Source organism: Nitrospirales bacterium, assembly GCA_031315865.1.
Lineage (GTDB): Bacteria > Nitrospirota > Nitrospiria > Nitrospirales > UBA8639 > JAGQKC01.
In genome coordinates, this window is the sequence record JALDRJ010000002.1 from 2703830 (window position 1) to 2720695 (window position 16866).

Sequence of the window (16866 nt, forward strand, 5' to 3'; positions counted from 1 at the left end):
GATGTCCTTCATTTCATGATAAGAAGATGGGTAATGGTTGAATGTATACCATAATCGATCGCGGTGCGGCAGCGAGAGATAACGACGCCCCTGATTGAAACGTGAACGTGATGGTCCATCCTGGAGCAAACGATTGTCAATGAATGAACAGCAAAATACCAAAATCCGGGCACGAGCCTTCGCGATATTAGGGACCGGCTCGGATGTCGGGAAAAGTCTTGTCACAGCCGGCCTATGTCGTCTGTTCTTTCGCGCCGGCGTGCGGGTTGCGCCCTTTAAGGCTCAAAATATGGCATTAAACTCCTTTGTCACTCCTGAAGGCGGTGAGATGGGACGAGCGCAAGTGCTGCAAGCCCAAGCCTGCGGGCTGAAGCCCCATGTCGATATGAATCCTATTTTGCTGAAGCCAGAAGCGGATTGCCGCTCACAGGTGATCGTGCAAGGAAAAGTGTGGAACACACAAGATGCGCAAACATACTTCCGGAAGAAGTCAGATCTGATGAAGATCGTGGAGGAGAGTTACGAACGGTTAGCCCGGCGCTATGAAGTCCTCATGATTGAAGGAGCCGGGAGTGCGGCCGAGATGAATCTTCGAGAACGGGATCTCGTCAATTGGCCAGTCGTGAACATGGCCGATGCGTCGGTGATTCTCGTGGCTGACATTGATCGTGGCGGCGTGTTCGCACAAATCATCGGAACGATGGATTTGCTTGCTTCAGAGGAACGCCGCCGGGTTATCGGGTTTGTCATCAATAAATTCCGGGGCGATGTCACGTTATTTGAAGACGGCGTGAGAATGATCGAAGAACGGACTGGTGTTCCTGTCCTGGGTGTGCTTCCGTATCTGAAAGGACTTGACCTCGATCAAGAAGACAGCGTTGTCGTAGATCGGTATGCCTCATCACCATTTGGTTCCGACATGGTCAATGTGGCCGTGTTGCTGTTGCCGCATATGAGTAACTTTACGGATTTTAACCCGCTCGCGGCGGAGCCGGATGTCGTCCTTCGTTATGTCCGTCATCCCAAAGACCTTGATGGGGCCGATGTCGTCATTCTTCCCGGTTCCAAAACCACCATGACCGATTTTGCGTATGTACAGCAGGAGGGCTTTCAGGAAGCTATCGCCAAGAGACTTTCCCATGGCGTGGAAGTCGTGGGTATTTGCGGAGGGTTTCAGATGCTGGGGCAACAGATACGCGACCCTCAAGGAGTCGAAGGCGGTGGCACGATAGACGGTTTCGGTCTTTTGGATCTGACGACTGAACTCCTTCCTGAGAAAAAGACGATTCAGGTCACCGCACGACCGTTGCATGACAACATCGGGGGAGCGTGTGTGGTGGAGGGGTATGAAATCCATATGGGGGTGACGACGGGAGCCTGTCTTCGATCATGTTTCCACGTCACTTCCAGGAATGAATCCCAATTTGATGGGTATATGCGGGATGACGGCCTTGTTTGGGGAACCTATATCCATGGCCTGTTTGACCGGCCAGGCTTTCGCCGGCTGTGGCTGAACCGGATACGAGTACGTAAGAACCTGCAAGAGCTTGATATCACGATTTCGGAGGCGGTCTCTCAAAGATTATCTCAAGAGATAGATCGCTGGGCCGATCATGTGGAAACGCACCTTAATGTTGATCCACTCTTTTCTCATATGAAGCTCAAACCGCAATGCGTCATTGAATGCGGGCTGAGTCGGAAAGGATGTTCTCATGGCGAGGTTTGAAATACTTCCAGACTTGATGTTCGTCGACCGTCAGGGGTGGGGAGCCAAAAACTCTTTTCCAAGGCTGGGGCACCGTGTTCCTCGAACAAAGCGGACACATGTGATTATTCATCATACGGTGGTCACCGATCGAAGCGATACTTCACCCGTCGTGTGGGAAACGCTACGGGAAGTGTACCGAAATATGCGTCGATTGCAGACGATTCGTCCGGACTTGGGGAACGATGTGCCTTATAACTTCGTCGTCTATTTGATGGCCAAGAAGAAGGGAATGGTGATCTGCGAAGGGCGGGGCGAGGATCGATCCGGCGCTCACACCAAAGGCCATAATACCGAGGGTATTGGTGTGGCATTCGCTGGTGATTTCGAGGATGAAACGGTGGCTGGAATTGAAGTGAGCAGACGCTTGTTCTTGCTCTCCGGGTTTCTCGGGTGGCTCAAGCATGATCCTAGTCATCCGGATTATGGGATGTATCCTGCGATGAAAAACCTTGGCGTGATGCGTCCATCTGACCGGGCTGTGTATTTTCACCAGGACTTTAAGAGCACGGCCTGTCCCGGGAAGCGCGCGATTCCCCATCTCGCGCAGTTGGCATTTATCAACCCAAAAGATTTTTAATGTCTATTCTCGAGGATCTAGGTGTGAAGCAAGGCCTGCATTCAGTCTCCTGTCTGAGTGGAAGGCGTCACACAGCGAATGCTGTGCGGTCCAAAACATACGTTGCGCATAAAGTCTCCAGAGGGTTGATATTCGGGGAATTGGGTCCGTAGGTTACAGTGTAACTCCGATGATAATTCGTCTTCATCGTTGGAATTGTTGAAAATGTGGGGAATACACAATATGCAAGAATATAGAACCTTTCTGCTGTGCCTCGTTTGTCTATTATGTACCGGAGCGGTTTTGGCTGGAAGTGATGCCGATCGACAGATCGAAAATGTTTTGGCCGACATTGATCGTTACGAGAAGCAATTCGAGGGGAAGCCGGACGTGAATCTCAATACGGTCAAGCGAACCTTGAAACTGCTTGACCTGACTCGTCAACGTCTCGATGGTGTGGCTGATCAATCGACTCCGGCCTGGAAGGAAGCCGATGCCCGGTACAAGGCTTTTTATGAACAGTTGAATGGATTAGCGCAACCAGGCAGTGCTCAGAAATCTCGCCCAGTCTCACAGGACCATACTTCTTCCTCTCCCAAACAGGCGACGAAGCCATTGGGGTCATCCAAGCCGCAAGAAATGCTTTCACAGCATCAAATTCGAGTCAAAAAAATCAAGAGGGACGTCGAGAGCGTGTTTGAGACGATGGATAAAAGTGGCGTAAAACCGTTTCAAGATCCCAAGTATGTTCAGAAATACCAGGAATCGTTGGATCGGTCTAAACAGGCTCTCAAGAAATACGAAGCGTTTTCTTCTCATCCGACGGTCGTGTCCGCTCAAGAGTCCATCGACAAGCTTGAAAACATGATCAATTTCGGAAAACAGCAGGCCGCCAAGGATTTGGAGACTCTCGGTGACGTGCAGTCTCGTTTGCGGGCGATTCACGAGACGACGAAAAAGCTCAATGTTCCACCAGCGCCTCGGATTCCATTAGAAAAAGGGGAGATTGCCGCGTGGCTTGCCGTCCTGAGCGCTGCCCGTCAAGCGGCCATCCAGACCTATCAGCCTCTTCCACAGATCAAGCAACTGGCGTATTTGCCGAACACTCGTTTAACGGTTGAACAGTCTGGAGTCTATGAAATGGATGATGTGGAAAGGTTAGACCGTTCCTTACGTGGGATCGTGGCGCAGGTAGATTCTGGATTAACGCAATTCAACGAGTATCTGCACGTGAATGTCGCGGAAGTCGGGAAATCGTTGAGTCTCTATCAAGGGTACGACCCCACAAAAGAAGAGGATCGACTCAAACATTTTCTGTATGAAGGACGCGCGAAGCAGATCAAGCGTCGTCTGGCTGCCCATCATACTCTTGTGAGTGAAGCCATTATCTTTTCCCGGCAGCTCAAGACGAAGGATTTGGAAGCACGGGTGAATCTGCTTGCACAGATCGAGCAGGTCACGAAACAATATGAATCCAACTTTCACAAAGCGCTCAGCTTGGCAAGAATGCCGAAATCCGTGTCAACTGATGCCGAATTGCTGGACATCGCACGCAAAGCCCTAAAAAGTCCCATGACAACCGGTTACGACGCAGTCGGTGACATCAAGCGAATCGTGATTACATCCCAAAAGGTGCATCGTGCGAATGATGTCACCCATGAAACCTTCGATGATATCGATATTTCAAGCAGTGGAAACATCACGATGAGCGGCACGGCGATTACCAATCATTTCGAGTGGGATGAATTTAAAGTCGCGAGTGCGGAGGCGGTCGGGGACAAACATTATATTTTTTACAATTCACTGGCGTACTACACGCAGGGTGGGCAGAAGACGCCATTGAACCGTTGGGTGATAACTAATCGTTTAAAGGGCGCTGAAATTCAGGAAGAACATATACATGCTGAATAGGATGTTCCACTGTATGGCCACCAGCCAGAGGTGTAGGCGCGTGAGGGGACGTCTTGCGAAAACATCACGAACTTACGTGGGACATGAGGAAGGAGCCGATCGGTCCAGCCAAAAGGGGACCAAGGATGACGCCAATTTGCGGTAATTGTTCTCCCAACGTAATCGAAAAATGATTGTCGTGCAGCCAACGTTGTGGGTCTTGAATGGTCCCGGCTTGTCTGGCTCGTTCGGCAAAGTCTCGAGCTTGAAAACTCAGGTAACTCGCAGCCGGTCCATACGTTGTGATGAGCATGAGTGTGAAGGTCGTCCCCCAAAACATCGTGATGGCAAGGGCGGCGCCGGCATAAGCCGACTGGACGTTTGAATCGAGGACTAGCCCTGTTGGCCACCTCAGCCAAGCGTGCATGTTGAGGGTCCCGCCAACGAGAATAGCCGAACCAATATTTAACACGCCCCTGAGGTGACGCATTTGTATCGTGAGATGGGCGAGGTGATCCTGGGTCTTGTCGACGGGTGGTGCGAGAGTGCTGGACGCGGCGAGTAAGACGAGGCAGGGCACGATGACGGCTAAGGCGTTGGCCAGTGCCAGTAACGCGTCAATATGACCAAGAAATGTGGGACCATAGTATTTTGTGTGTTCAAGCGTATGAAAACTGAAATAATAGATGAGCTGAAACATCATATTTTTGGTCATCGCACTATAAATCAAACTTCCGATGCCCGCGATAACCAAGACCAGGCCAATCGCCTTCATCAGCATTAAGCGTCTGACGGAATGTGATCGGTAGATGATCGTGCCGCACAATACCGCGGCATAGAGACAGACCGTAAAATTTACGACGGTTGTGGCAAACCACATGTATCGAACCTTCATTTCAGTAAGCTGAAAGGACAAGGTGGTGAGATTTTGCGAAGCGATCAATGCCCCGATTTTGCTAGGCAGATCCCCTGAACGGTTTGTAGCGCTCAGTTCGAAAAGGACTGTTGCGACGAGATAGACGAAGATTGGCGGCAACATGAGCAGAAGATAGCCATGTTTCATTTGATATGTAGAGAATGCTCTTCGCATGAGATGGCATAGGGTGAAGGAATTCGTCGTTGAGGTCAAGTCAGGCGACGTGCGGCAGGGCCATGGCTCATGGGTTGGACATCGCAGGTGGGCTTGCCCACGTGACGGGATGGTTGCACGGGACATGCACTCAGGCGACGTGCGGTAGAGCTATGGCTCTTGGGTAGGACATCGCAGGTGGGCAAGTTGACAATGCTTTTGTTGCTGACCTACAGTCGAGCTTAACATATATTCGGAATGCATGGAGGGAAGCGGGTGTGAATCCCGCACGGTCCCGCCGCTGTAACTAGGCTATAGCCGCTTCCGATAACTTTCACAGCTTGAAGTATTTTATGACGCTGCGTCAGTTTAGGTGAGCTGACTGAGAAGTTCATTGGATTCGCTATAGTCCAGAAGTCAGAATACTTCTTCATTCTATGACCGTCTTTCCTTCGTGGGCTGAGGAAAAGGGTGAGGATGATGATACGGGTGCAATCCTCAAGGTCCGTCAGGCCTTGGGGATTTTTTATTTTGCGAACGATCCGGTGTCAGCGAAGTTTTTCCAAGGGCCTTCTTTATTTGACGGCTCTGTGTCTTATTGGATGTTTGCAACATGCTCTCTTGACACCCCTGTTTGCGGGAGACGGTGAATCCATGAACAAACGTCGCCAACAAGGAATTTTGACTGGCATGCCGTTTATGGCGAATGTGGCGCCCCGGACGTTTATTGACGACATGGGCCGGAAGCTGTTTCTGGCCAAGCATCCCAAGCGGATTATTTCTCTTGCCCCCAGTATTACCGAGATGTTGTATGCCATTGGGTCCGGTGGGGAAATTGTTGGCGTGACGGAATTTTGCAATTTTCCTGAGGAAGTCAAAACGAAGCCCAAAGTGGGGTATGCTCAGCCGAATATTGAATCGATAGTCTCGCTCCAACCCGATTTGATCTTAGCCCCAAAATCGTTCGTGCGCGTCGATCTTTTAAAGAAATTAGAGCAACTGAAGATTCCGACTTTTATCCTTGAAGCTCATACGGTTGAAGAGATCATGGCGCATATCAAGCTGTTGGGACGGATGGTGGGACGCTCCGATGCGGCAAATGAGCAAACGACGGCCTTGCGTAAACAAATATCTGAACTTTCTGACCGTCTGAAAGGACGAACGCGGCCTCGAATACTCTATGTATTGAACTCTGACCCGCTGATCACGGTCGGACCAGGAAGCTTCATCCACCATTTGATTGAATTAGCCGGTGGGCAAAATGTCGCCGAGCGGACGGCGACACCGTATCCGCGCCTCGCGATGGAAGAAGTCTTGCGGCAAAACCCTGAAGTCCTGTTGTTCCCTGTCGGTCGATTTGAGGGCATTCCACCAGCCGAACAAGATCAATGGAAACGCTGGACCACCCTCACGGCCGTCAAAGAGGGAAAGCTTTTTCAAGTCGAGAGCGACTTGCTGAATCGTCCGGGGCCGCGAATCATTCAAGCGTTAAGGCAATTGGTCAGCTTGCTCCACCCCGATGTGTTACAGGACGATCGGGTGGCCGTTGAGAGATGAGTGCCGGGCCAGGCGATCAGGTTTTTCATGAACATGACTCTCGCAACGAATTGAATAACCTCCTGTGAAATCTACCATCGATAGGCCTCCATTGCCTTCTTCTCATTCTTCAATGGGTCGTGTGGAGTTGGCCTCTTGCCCCTCTCGCAGTCATCCCACTCCGACGAGTTTTCGCCCACTTACGCTCAGCCGTTGGAGTTTCTGGGTCAGCCTATTTTGTCTGATTACGCTAGGGGTATTGATGGCTTGTCTTCGGTATGGCACGCAAGTCATCGAGTTCTCGACCATCGTGAAGGTCTTCACGCAGGTTATACTAGATCGTGCGGTGAGTAGTGGGGAAACTGACCTGACACAGACGATTCTGCTGGATGTTCGGCTCCCCCGTCTTCTCTTAGCCTTTTGTGTCGGGGGAAGTCTGGCGGCCGTTGGCGTCTCGCTTCAGGCTCTTCTGCGAAACCCGTTGGCAGATCCGTCGGTGCTCGGTATTTCCAGTGGGGCGGCCCTGGGGGCAGCGGTGGCCCTCCTGTTCGGAGCGGGTGCCTCGGTGTGGAGTTTATCATCTCTTCCCATTTGCGCCTTTCTTGGAGCTGTGGTAGCACTCTTGATCATTTATCGGATTGCCGCGACACACTATGGATTTTCGATTTATACCCTATTGTTGGCAGGCGTCGTCCTGAGCATGATTTTTTCTGCGCTCATTACGTTTCTCACCAGTATCGCTGACCCGAATCGCGCATTCGGCATGATGGCCTGGTTGCTGGGCTCACTGACCGGGCCTGATTATCCGACTCTTATGGTTTTGATCTTGTATCTTGGCGTTGGCCTCTGTGTGCTGGGTTCTCAGGCTCAGTCATTGAATCTCTTAACCCTCGGCGAGGAAGCCGCACGCTCTCTCGGAGTCGAAGTGGAACGAGTCAAGAAACTGGTGTTCTTCGCGACGGCCTTGATGACTGGAGCTGTCGTGGCTTTTAGCGGTGTCATCGGATTTGTGGGGCTCATTGTCCCACATGCCGTACGTTTGGCAATCGGGGCCGATCATCGTTTATTGCTCCCAATCGCCAGTTTGACAGGCGGAACCTTTCTCATGGTGGTTGATACGGTGGCCAGAACGGTCTTGAGCCCTGCGGAAATTCCAGTAGGCGTGGTCACTGCGCTCGTGGGGGGGCCGGTGTTTTTATATCTGTTAATGAATCGCCGGGCACAATTGATCACATGAGAAATAGAGAAAACGTCAGAACCATGCCGGCGATGTCCGTCTCGAATCTCACGTTTCGGTATCCCTCTCGGTTTGTGAAGAATCCTGAAATGGTCTTGACCGGCATAAACCTGAGTATTGAGGCCGGGACCATCCTCGGTATTCTTGGTCCCAACGGTTCCGGGAAAAGTACCTTACTCAAATTGCTAGCTCGAGTATTCTCTCTTCAAGAAGGATGTATTGAATTCTACGGTCAAGACATGCAGGGGCTCTCGCAAGCCTCCATCGCCAAAACCGTGGCCTTTGTGCCACAGGAAACACAGCAAATTTTCCCCTTTACCATCGGCGAAATGGTCTTGATGGGCCGTTTTCCGCATCATGCCGGGTGGGGTGGCTGGCACTGGGAAGATTCTGAAGATCAGAAGATTGCGGAACGTGCGATGGAGGATCTTGATGTGGCGCATCTCGCTGATCGGCTCATCACCGATGTCTCGGGTGGTGAACGCCAGCGTGCGATTATCGCGCGGGCTCTCACTCAAGAACCCAGAATTTTACTCTTGGATGAACCGACGGCGTTTTTGGATCTGCATCATCAATTGGATATCGCGAGAATTCTTCGGCGATTCAATCAAGACCGTGGGCTCACGGTCGTTCTGGTTTCACATGATCTCAACTTAGCGAGTCAATACTGTGATCAATTGCTGCTTTTGGATCGGGGACAGATCGTGACAACAGGGACGCCGGAGGACGTGATTCGGCCTGAGGTCTTGGAACAGGTCTATGGGTGTGAGGTGTTAATCGATCGGCATCCGCAATCTGGAATGCCAAGGGTTTCGTTGCCAATGTAGCGTATCGATGTTTGTTGTTCGCGATCCGTCTCTCGATTGCTTGTCCTGCGAGTGTCGAGTGACGAGATGCGTTGTGATGTAACCTTAAACATAAGGAGGAGGGGAATTTAAGGAGCAACGCTGGTTGTGACGGGGAAGCTGGTGTGAATCCAGCACGGTGCCGCCACTGTATGCGGGAAGCGACTCTGCAACAAGGTCACTGTGGATGAATCGTCCATGGGAAGGCGCAGGGAAGTGATGATCCGCGAGTCAGGAGACCCAACGGCCAGATCATTCCATAACACCCTTCGTGCCAAAGGGAGGTCGGTGCATGTGGTTGCGTGATGATCAAATTCGTGTGGTTTTACGGTTTTTCTGGGTTCTTCCTGCCTGTGTATTTTTTCCGTGCATGGTCTTTGCCGCGTCTGAGCCTGACCCCGAGGTGATTCAGAAGCTTGAGCCGGTTGTGGTAACCGACACAAAGACCCCGACGCCTATCAGTGAAGTCACGAGCGCAGTGGAGATGATCACAGAAGAGGACATTCGTCGACGGAATGATCGAACGCTGGTTGATGCGCTTGGGTTGAGTCAAGGTGCCGCGATCTTCTCCACGGGAGGATACGGGGGCACATCAACGTTTCGGATTCGCGGCGGAGCGTCTGGGCAAACCCTGGTCTTGATCGATGGCGCTATCATTAATAGCGCAACATTGGGTGAAGCCAATTTCGGGACGTTGACGACCGACAATATTGAATCCATTACCGTGCTCCGTGGCGCTCAAAGCATGTTGTATGGTTCGGACGCCATGGGAGGCGTAGTCGATATCCGGACGAAGCGAGGGGAAGGGGCGCCAGTCGCACGGATTTTCTCAGAGTATGGCTCGTTTAATTCTCTGCGTGAAGGAGGCAGTTTTTCAGGTCAGATGGGGCCAGTCGATATGTCGATTGCCTTATCCCGTTGGGATATGGCGAAGTTTTCTTCAATCAATTATCGGCGTGGGGCAGGCGAGCGTGATGCGTTTCGAAATTGGCAGGGATCTTCCCTCATCGGCATGAATCTGCCATGGAAGGGGCGATTGGAGTTGGCCTTCCGGTGGGTGAATCAAGATATCGATATCGATAATCCGAGTACCTTTGGCGGACCCTTTGATGTGTACAAAGCGAAGTCAACGAGCCGTCAGTATATCTACAGTGGTACCTATCATCAGCCAATGACCGATTGGTGGGACCAAAAAATTACATTGTCACAAGCTCGCGAAACCGGCATTAATCAAGCCGGGACGAATCAAATGAGCATCGCGACCGGGGCGATGAGTGTCCCGCCCGATTTCGGAAATTCTGATATTCGAACGAAAAGTAATCGCATTGAATGGCAAAGTAATTTTTATATTGGAAAACCAGTTATCGTAACGGTCGGGTATCAATTCCGTGAACAACTCGGCAAAAATAAAGGAAATTTTTCTGAGCATGTCATCTCCAGTCATGCCGGGTTCGCCCAGATGCAAGTGAAATTGTTCGACCGGCTATTCGGCACGGCCGGGTTTCGTCAAGACTCTCATAATACGGCCGGGTCGAAAACGACATACCGATTCACGGGCGGCTATTTGCTCAAAGAAACCGGGACCAAGGTTCGGGGAAGCTACGCAACCGGGTTTCGCACGCCTGATATCAATGAGCTCTACTTCCCAAATTTTGGGAATCCGACATTAGTGCCTGAAACCAGCAAAAATTTCGATGTAGCGGTCGATCAGACCTTCTTGAACAAGCGTGTCACGATAAGCGCCGGATATTTTTGGAGCCGGTATAAACAGTTGATCGTGACGGCGTTCGATCCGGTAGGCTGCGCGCCATTTACGATCTTTGGATTTTGTGCTCAGAATGTGGGGAAAGCCAGAGCCAAAGGTGTCGAGACGAGCCTCAAGATTCTTCTCATTCGAGAATTGCCGTTCCTGAAGCGGCTTGATTTCGATGGACAATATACCTATACCTCGACGCGTGATCTTGAGACCGGAACGCGATTGGCCCGATGGCCGGTGCATCAAGCGAGTGCGACGTTGACCTATCAACCGGTCGAACCGCTCAGAGTGACGGGAACCTTCCGATACGTTGGTTCGCGATTCAGTACGACGGGGAACCAAAGCCCGTTACCTCATTTTTACCTGTTTAATCTTGCGGCGACCTATCAGGTGAATAGCCACCTCGAAGTCTATACTCGTGTAGAAAATCTTGCAGACCGCAAATACGAAGAGGTCCTGTTTTTTGGCACGCCAGGTCGCTCGATCTGGGGGGGGGTGCGTGTCAACTTTGAAATACCGGTGTCGTCCGAGTCAGATACGAACGAATAATTTATTCGAGTGTCCATGAAAATCGAAGGATATAACACAGTGTACGTCAAAGGAGTTCCTTTGGATGTCTGACCAAGATCATCAGTCACGAATGCAACGACTAAAAGCCTCAGTTGATCGGCGGATTGAAGCCGCGCAAGAAGAAAAGGGCTTGCTGATCGTGTATACGGGAGCGGGGAAAGGCAAAACCACTGCTGCACTCGGTATGGCCATGCGAAGCGTGGGGCATGGGATGCGTGTTGCCGTCGTGCAGTTTATCAAAGGGGCGATCGATACGGCGGAAGAACGCATTTTGAAAGGTTTTGGTGAACGAGTCACGTTTCTCCGCATGGGAGAAGGCTATACATGGGAAACGCAGGACCGGGAACGCGACAAGCAATTTGCGCAAGAGGCATGGAGAACCGTTCTCACAATCTTGCATGATGAGCGGTATGGCATGGTCATTCTCGATGAATTGAACATTGCCATCCATCACGAGTACGTCACTCTTCAGCAAGTGTTGGATGGCCTCAATGAACGTCCTCCGATGATGCATGTCGTGATTACCGGGCGTGGGGCGAAGAATGAGCTGATCGAAGCGGCTGACCTTGTCTCGGAAATGAAGATGATCAAGCATCCGTTTCGAAAGGGAGTGAAAGCACAGAAAGGTGTGGAGTTTTAATAGTTTCTCTGGATAACAGGACTTTGGATAACCAAAGACAGAAATCGTGCAGTCGATGTGGAGCCACGTTTGAGTGTCTGTCCGGCCATGGATGTTGGTGTCAGGATGTGTCGTTGACGTGCGAACACCTTCGATGGATTGAATCACACTATGACAATTGTCTCTGCCCGGCATGTTTGAAGGCCGTGGGGCAGGAGCAAGGCAGCGGTGTTGACGGAAACACGGTGGTAGTTCCAGATGAATAAGCATATGTTTTCCACGATAGAACGTGATGCAGTCTATCGCGCGATCTTTGAACGTCGTGATGTCCGACGAGACTTTCTCTCGAAATCCATACCCAAAACGACATTACACAGAATTCTCAACGCGTCTCATCATGCGGGCTCCGTCGGGTTCATGCAGCCGTGGGATTTTCTCGTGATTCGCGACTCAGGCACCAAACAAGCGGTCAAGCGATTGTTTCTGCAGGCGAATGAAGAGGCGGCGCGGCGGTATCGTGGAGCGAAAGCCACATTGTACCGTGGCCTCAATCTGGAAGGTATCGAGGAAGCCCCTATCAATCTTTGTGTGACCTGCACCAGGCAGCGCGGCGGTCCGCACGTGCTGGGACGATCAACCATCCGTGAGACCGATTTGTACAGCACGTGCTGTGCCATTCAAAACCTCTGGTTGGCGGCCAGGGCCGAGGGAATCGGAATCGGCTGGGTGAGTATCTTGGATTATGAGGCATTAAAAAAACTGGTGGGTATTCCACGGCCCGTCAAGCTCGTAGCTTATTTGTGCATGGGGTATGTCAAAGAATTTTCTTCTCATCCAGAATTGGAGAAGGCCGGCTGGCGAAAACGATTGCCGCTCGACCAATTAGTGCATTATGAGACGTGGGGCCGAACATATAGCAATGGCAATGGAAAGAGAGCTGCGAAACGGTCATGAGCCCTCACGATGATCGTCTTTTACGTTGAGGAGTCGAGCCAAGCCGTAAATTTGGACCGGGGCCATGGCTTATCCATCCATGAGGTATCAGGAAGCGGGCGTTTCATGGCTTCGTTGACCGAGAGCCAACCCGAGGGAATATCGAGGCAGGCAGTCGTACCTTTACGCGTGATCCACCGGAAAGCTTTGTGTTGTTCGCTCGATTCGGCGATGTCCAGGGTCAGGCGGCAGTCTTGAGCCACGTAGTCTAAGACCTGTCCATGCTGGCCGTCTTTCCATAATTGCGGAGCGACGGAACCATCGATATTTTCTGGCTTACTGAGCCCTATGGCTTTCGCGGCGGCGTTCAGCCCCACGCCAAAGCCCTTTTCGCAGAAAATATGAAACAACATATCAACGTGGGTTCGTGCCAAATGCCGGCAGTCATCCCAACGATTGGATTCTTCGGCGAGAACATCGAAGTCAAAGCCTAATCCGTTCAGTGTGAGGATGGTGTACCCGTTGGCGGTTTGGGAAAGAAGAAAGTCGACGAATGCGGATAAATCCTGTTGGGTCATTTGCCCATCCGGAGTGCCGTCAGGCTTTTTCGAGTAGAAAAGGGCGGGCGATTGGTTGTGGCTGGCCCATGTGGCGGCACAACAAATGCCTAGCGGGCGGTGCGCGAGTAATTCCCCAAAGTCCGGGGGCAGAATTTTCGCGGTTTCGATATCAAACGCTAGATATTTTCGATCCATGCTGATCGTTCACCTGTCAGAATGGTCAGCATTGTAATGCACTCTGGTAGGATGTGTCATTCAGCTCGATTCATACGGAATGTTTGGAGAATATTGAGGTGAGGAGGCGATGATGAGGATATCGAAGGTCTATACACGAACAGGAGATGCCGGAAAAACGCGTTTGGCCGGAGGCCAGGAGATCTGGAAGGACTCCTTGCGAGTCGAAGTGTATGGGACGGTCGATGAGTTGAATGCTGTCGTGGGGTTAGCCCGTGTGTTTCATGAAGCAGAAGAGGCGGGCGAGAATTCGGCGATGCGTTTGGAATGGGCACTTCGCTGGATTCAGAATACGTTGTTTGATCTGGGAGGAATCCTGGCTACGGCCCCAGGAGACGCGTTCAATAATATGCCGTCGATCACGGCTGAGCACGTTCAGTATTTAGAAAATCTCATCGATGATTGCCAGACAGACCTCCAGCCATTAAAGGAATTCATCCTGCCCGGCGGCGGAAAAGTCGCTGGTTTCCTGCATCTTGCGCGTACAACGTGCCGTCGTGCCGAGCGACTGTGTGTGAAACTCGCACGAGAAGAGCCAGTGGATGAACATCTTGTGAAATTCTTGAACCGGCTCAGCGATGCGTTCTTCGTACTGGCCAGGTGGGTGGCTCACACGCGAAATGAGCCAGAATATTTGTGGGAACGGGAGACGGGAGCAGACCGGAACAAACCGGAAAAAACGTGATGGATAAGAGATTGAGTTATTCGATAATCGTCGTGTGGCAAGTCAAATGACAAAGTTTGTCGAACCAAAACGCTCTTCGAAGAAACGCTCTGTGCAAGGCGGACGAAAAAATGAGTTCATCTTCATACTGGGAGGAGCGCGATCGGGGAAAAGCGACCTGGCGCTTCAACTCTGCCGGTCGTTTACGCCGCGGGCATTTGTCGCGACGGCGGAGCCTTTAGATCAGGAAATGGAGAGCCGCATTCGGACGCATCAACGCCATCGTCGTGGAAAGTGGGATACGGTCGAGATTCCGGTGGAACTAAGCGCCTGGTTTCGAACCCAGGGAAGAAACTATGAAGGCGTTGTGGTCGATTGCCTGACATTGTGGCTGAACAATGTTCTTGGAGAGAAGACCCTTCGAAAAAAAATCCCTTCTTTGCTGAAGGATTGGCTGCAATCTGTTCGTGAAGTCCCTGGCCGAGTCATCGTGGTCAGCAATGAAGTGGGGCTTGGCATCGTTCCTGGTGAGCCTCTCGCTCGAAACTTTCGGGATGTGGCCGGTCGCATGAATCAACAAGTCGCCTCAGTGGCCGATGAAGTCTACTTTGTGGTAAGCGGCATTCCTCTTCGTCTTAAATAATGAAAGCGATCACGATGAAGACGATTCTTCCGATAGACCCACGACTCATCACCCGAGCGCAAGCCCGGTTGGATCGGTTGACGAAACCACTGGGCAGTCTGGGGCGTTTGGAACACCTGGCCGCACTCTATTCGGCCATTTCTCAAGAGGAAAAGCCTCAATGTCCACGGGGGAGAGTGTTGACGTTAGCCGGTGATCATGGAGTCGTTACGGAGGGCGTCAGCGTGTATCCCAGTTCTGTGACCGCCCAGATGGTCGTGAATTTTCTGCATGGTGGTGCGGCCATTAATGTGTTGGCTCGTCAAATGGGAGTAGAGGTCCAAATCGTGGATATGGGTGTGGCGAGTGACCTTGATCACCTTGATGGCCTCGTTGTGCGAAAAATCGGCCCAGGCACAAAAAATATGGTTTTGGGACCAGCCATGACTCGCGATGAGGCTATTCGATCTGTCGAAACCGGCATTGAATTAGTCGAACAGGCCTTTTCGGATGGCGTGCGTCTGGTGGCTACCGGGGAAATGGGTATTGGCAATACCACATCGAGTGCAGCCATCACGGCGGTGATGACGGGACAACCCATTTCCCGTGTCACGGGACGGGGCGCCGGTTTGGACGACGATGGATTGCGTCGGAAAAGACATGTGATCGAACAGGCTCTGCGAGTCAATGATCCTCAAGCCGGCGATGCCTTTGATGTGCTGAGCAAGGTTGGCGGGTATGAAATTGGCGGGCTGGTCGGTGTCATACTTGGCGGGGCGAGTTGCCGCATACCCGTGATCTTGGATGGGTTCATTGCCGGAGCGGCGGCTCTCCTTGCGGTGACGCTTTCACCGACGTGCCGGGAGTATCTGATCGCCTCTCATCGCTCGGCAGAAGACGGTCACCAACTGGTGTTGGAACATTTGCGACTGGATCCGCTCCTCGATCTTCAGCTTCGTCTAGGCGAGGGGACAGGAGCATGTCTGGCGATTGGGTTGCTGCAATCGAGCATTTTGCTCATGACGCAAATGGCCACTTTTGATGATGCCGGTGTCGATCAGGCTTCGTAAGAGGCGAATCGTCGATGCGAAACCTGTGGATGTCATTTTCGTTGGCCTGGAATTTTCTCACCATTCTTCCTTGGCCATGGGGGACGCAGGCCCACGTTTCAACCTCACAGTTGGCTCAGTCGATGAGATGGTATCCGTTCGTCGGCTTTCTTCTTGGAGGCATGCTGGCTGTGAGTGATTCAATTCTCCTGTCGGCGTTCTCTGAATCAGTGGCGAACATGATGGTGATCGTGATTCTGGTGTGTATAACCGGAGCGCTTCATCAGGACGGATTGGCCGATACGATTGACGCGCTGGTTGGAGGTAAAGAGAAAACGCAACGCTTGACCATACTTCGGGATAGTCACATCGGTGCCATCGGGGCCACCGGACTCATGTTGGCGCTCGGGCTTCGGTATGCTGGTCTGGTGAGTCTTCCTTCGGGGAGCCGGGAGTGGGTACTCCTGTGTTTTCCTGCCCTTGGCCGTTGGGCCATGGTGATCGGAACATGGAAGGTTTTTTATGCTCGGCCTGACGGAGGTGTTGCGGCCGCTTTTATCGAATACCTTTCGATACGGGATGTCATCGTGGCCACGCTCATCCTCGCTGCAGGCATGTTCTGGTCACTTGATCCCTTAAGAGCTATCTTTCTTTTACTGAGTATCGTGGTGGTCGTACGAATCATCGTATGGGGAGCGACGCGTCTCTTTGGAGGGATGACTGGTGATATTCTTGGTACGATCAACGAGATTGTCGAAATCGGATTTCTTCTCTCGGCGCCATTTTTAGTGCGGAATGTGTAAGGCCAGCGAGGATGTCATGAAACGAAGACTCCCCAAGACCTGTGAGCGATGTCACCGGACCTTTGTCTGCGGTCTGTTCGGGTGTTGGTGTCGTGAATTACCAATCACAGATCAGCAGTATGTGGAGATCACCGAACGGTACCACGATTGTCTCT

Annotated in this window: 15 protein-coding genes and 2 riboswitches; of the genes, 13 read left to right on the forward strand and 2 right to left on the reverse strand. The window is 51.8% G+C overall.

Features of this window, described 5'->3' with window-relative positions; genetic code table 11:
• Positions 1–139 precede the first annotated feature (139 nt).
• From MRJ96_12330 to MRJ96_12340, 3 genes are all read left to right on the forward strand, one after another.
• Positions 140–1726, forward strand: coding sequence for a cobyric acid synthase (locus MRJ96_12330; GenBank protein MDR4502229.1), 1587 nt, complete (start codon positions 140–142; stop codon positions 1724–1726).
• On the forward strand, positions 1713–2345 hold the full coding sequence (locus tag MRJ96_12335) for an N-acetylmuramoyl-L-alanine amidase (GenBank protein MDR4502230.1): 633 nt from the start codon (positions 1713–1715) through the stop codon (positions 2343–2345). Before MRJ96_12330 ends, MRJ96_12335 begins: the two co-directional genes overlap by 14 nt.
• Before the next feature lie 222 nt (positions 2346–2567).
• Entirely contained in the window at positions 2568–4235 is a 1668-nt protein-coding gene (locus MRJ96_12340) for a hypothetical protein (protein ID MDR4502231.1), read from the forward strand.
• 64 nt (positions 4236–4299) lie between these two features.
• On the opposite strand, the gene MRJ96_12345 is transcribed toward MRJ96_12340, so the two are convergent.
• Entirely contained in the window at positions 4300–5277 is a 978-nt protein-coding gene (locus MRJ96_12345; GenBank protein MDR4502232.1) for a hypothetical protein, read from the reverse strand.
• Positions 5278–5549: 272 nt separating this feature from the next.
• A riboswitch (cobalamin riboswitch) is annotated at positions 5550–5711 on the forward strand.
• A gap of 226 nt (positions 5712–5937) precedes the next feature.
• Between MRJ96_12345 and MRJ96_12350 the strand changes: the two genes are divergently transcribed.
• The 6 genes from MRJ96_12350 (at position 5938) to bluB (ending at position 12800) form a co-directional block, all read left to right on the forward strand.
• On the forward strand, positions 5938–6840 hold the full coding sequence (locus tag MRJ96_12350) for a cobalamin-binding protein (GenBank protein MDR4502233.1): 903 nt from the start codon (positions 5938–5940) through the stop codon (positions 6838–6840).
• A 241-nt stretch (positions 6841–7081) separates the two neighbouring features.
• The gene (locus MRJ96_12355; protein MDR4502234.1) at positions 7082–8056 is read left to right on the forward strand and encodes an iron ABC transporter permease; all 975 of its coding nucleotides are present in this window, start codon (positions 7082–7084) and stop codon (positions 8054–8056) included.
• The gene (locus MRJ96_12360) at positions 8053–8883 is read left to right on the forward strand and encodes an ABC transporter ATP-binding protein (protein ID MDR4502235.1); all 831 of its coding nucleotides are present in this window, start codon (positions 8053–8055) and stop codon (positions 8881–8883) included. Before MRJ96_12355 ends, MRJ96_12360 begins: the two co-directional genes overlap by 4 nt.
• Before the next feature lie 104 nt (positions 8884–8987).
• Positions 8988–9164, forward strand: a riboswitch (cobalamin riboswitch).
• 29 nt (positions 9165–9193) lie between these two features.
• Positions 9194–11206, forward strand: a complete 2013-nt coding sequence (locus MRJ96_12365; GenBank protein ID MDR4502236.1) for a TonB-dependent receptor — start codon at positions 9194–9196, stop codon at positions 11204–11206.
• A gap of 64 nt (positions 11207–11270) precedes the next feature.
• A complete protein-coding gene (gene cobO, locus MRJ96_12370; protein ID MDR4502237.1) occupies positions 11271–11867 on the forward strand; it encodes a cob(I)yrinic acid a,c-diamide adenosyltransferase in 597 nt (198 codons plus the stop codon).
• Positions 11868–12116: 249 nt separating this feature from the next.
• Positions 12117–12800 carry a 5,6-dimethylbenzimidazole synthase gene (gene bluB / locus MRJ96_12375; GenBank protein ID MDR4502238.1) on the forward strand — a complete coding sequence of 228 codons (684 nt, stop codon included), beginning with the start codon at positions 12117–12119 and terminating at the stop codon, positions 12798–12800.
• A 20-nt stretch (positions 12801–12820) separates the two neighbouring features.
• On the opposite strand, the gene MRJ96_12380 is transcribed toward bluB, so the two are convergent.
• A complete protein-coding gene (locus tag MRJ96_12380) occupies positions 12821–13534 on the reverse strand; it encodes a ribonuclease H-like domain-containing protein (GenBank protein ID MDR4502239.1) in 714 nt (237 codons plus the stop codon).
• Positions 13535–13643: 109 nt separating this feature from the next.
• On the opposite strand from MRJ96_12380, the gene MRJ96_12385 reads away from it, so the two are divergent.
• The 4 genes from MRJ96_12385 to MRJ96_12400 all read left to right on the forward strand — a co-directional run bounded on the left by MRJ96_12385 (position 13644) and on the right by MRJ96_12400 (position 16711).
• On the forward strand, positions 13644–14258 hold the full coding sequence (locus tag MRJ96_12385; protein MDR4502240.1) for a cob(I)yrinic acid a,c-diamide adenosyltransferase: 615 nt from the start codon (positions 13644–13646) through the stop codon (positions 14256–14258).
• A gap of 91 nt (positions 14259–14349) precedes the next feature.
• Positions 14350–14880 carry a bifunctional adenosylcobinamide kinase/adenosylcobinamide-phosphate guanylyltransferase gene (gene cobU / locus MRJ96_12390; GenBank protein ID MDR4502241.1) on the forward strand — a complete coding sequence of 177 codons (531 nt, stop codon included), beginning with the start codon at positions 14350–14352 and terminating at the stop codon, positions 14878–14880.
• Between the two features lie 14 nt (positions 14881–14894).
• Complete coding sequence (gene cobT / locus MRJ96_12395) at positions 14895–15929, forward strand: nicotinate-nucleotide--dimethylbenzimidazole phosphoribosyltransferase (protein ID MDR4502242.1); 1035 nt, start codon at positions 14895–14897, stop codon at positions 15927–15929.
• Between the two features lie 14 nt (positions 15930–15943).
• Positions 15944–16711 carry an adenosylcobinamide-GDP ribazoletransferase gene (locus tag MRJ96_12400; GenBank protein MDR4502243.1) on the forward strand — a complete coding sequence of 256 codons (768 nt, stop codon included), beginning with the start codon at positions 15944–15946 and terminating at the stop codon, positions 16709–16711.
• Positions 16712–16866: the final 155 nt, after the last annotated feature.

Bases quoted from the DNA above. Each gene is read 5' to 3' on its own strand.
- MRJ96_12330 (MDR4502229.1), top strand. From the start codon at position 140: ATGAATGAACAGCAAAATACCAAAATCCGGGCACGAGCCTTCGCGATA.
- MRJ96_12335 (MDR4502230.1), top strand. From the start codon at position 1,713: ATGGCGAGGTTTGAAATACTTCCAGACTTGATGTTCGTCGACCGTCAG.
- MRJ96_12340 (MDR4502231.1), top strand. From the start codon at position 2,568: ATGCAAGAATATAGAACCTTTCTGCTGTGCCTCGTTTGTCTATTATGT.
- MRJ96_12345 (MDR4502232.1), bottom strand. From the start codon at position 5,277: ATGAAACATGGCTATCTTCTGCTCATGTTGCCGCCAATCTTCGTCTAT.
- MRJ96_12350 (MDR4502233.1), top strand. From the start codon at position 5,938: ATGAACAAACGTCGCCAACAAGGAATTTTGACTGGCATGCCGTTTATG.
- MRJ96_12355 (MDR4502234.1), top strand. From the start codon at position 7,082: ATGGCTTGTCTTCGGTATGGCACGCAAGTCATCGAGTTCTCGACCATC.
- MRJ96_12360 (MDR4502235.1), top strand. From the start codon at position 8,053: ATGAGAAATAGAGAAAACGTCAGAACCATGCCGGCGATGTCCGTCTCG.
- MRJ96_12365 (MDR4502236.1), top strand. From the start codon at position 9,194: ATGTGGTTGCGTGATGATCAAATTCGTGTGGTTTTACGGTTTTTCTGG.
- cobO (MDR4502237.1), top strand. From the start codon at position 11,271: ATGTCTGACCAAGATCATCAGTCACGAATGCAACGACTAAAAGCCTCA.
- bluB (MDR4502238.1), top strand. From the start codon at position 12,117: ATGTTTTCCACGATAGAACGTGATGCAGTCTATCGCGCGATCTTTGAA.
- MRJ96_12380 (MDR4502239.1), bottom strand. From the start codon at position 13,534: ATGGATCGAAAATATCTAGCGTTTGATATCGAAACCGCGAAAATTCTG.
- MRJ96_12385 (MDR4502240.1), top strand. From the start codon at position 13,644: ATGATGAGGATATCGAAGGTCTATACACGAACAGGAGATGCCGGAAAA.
- cobT (MDR4502242.1), top strand. From the start codon at position 14,895: ATGAAGACGATTCTTCCGATAGACCCACGACTCATCACCCGAGCGCAA.
- MRJ96_12400 (MDR4502243.1), top strand. From the start codon at position 15,944: ATGCGAAACCTGTGGATGTCATTTTCGTTGGCCTGGAATTTTCTCACC.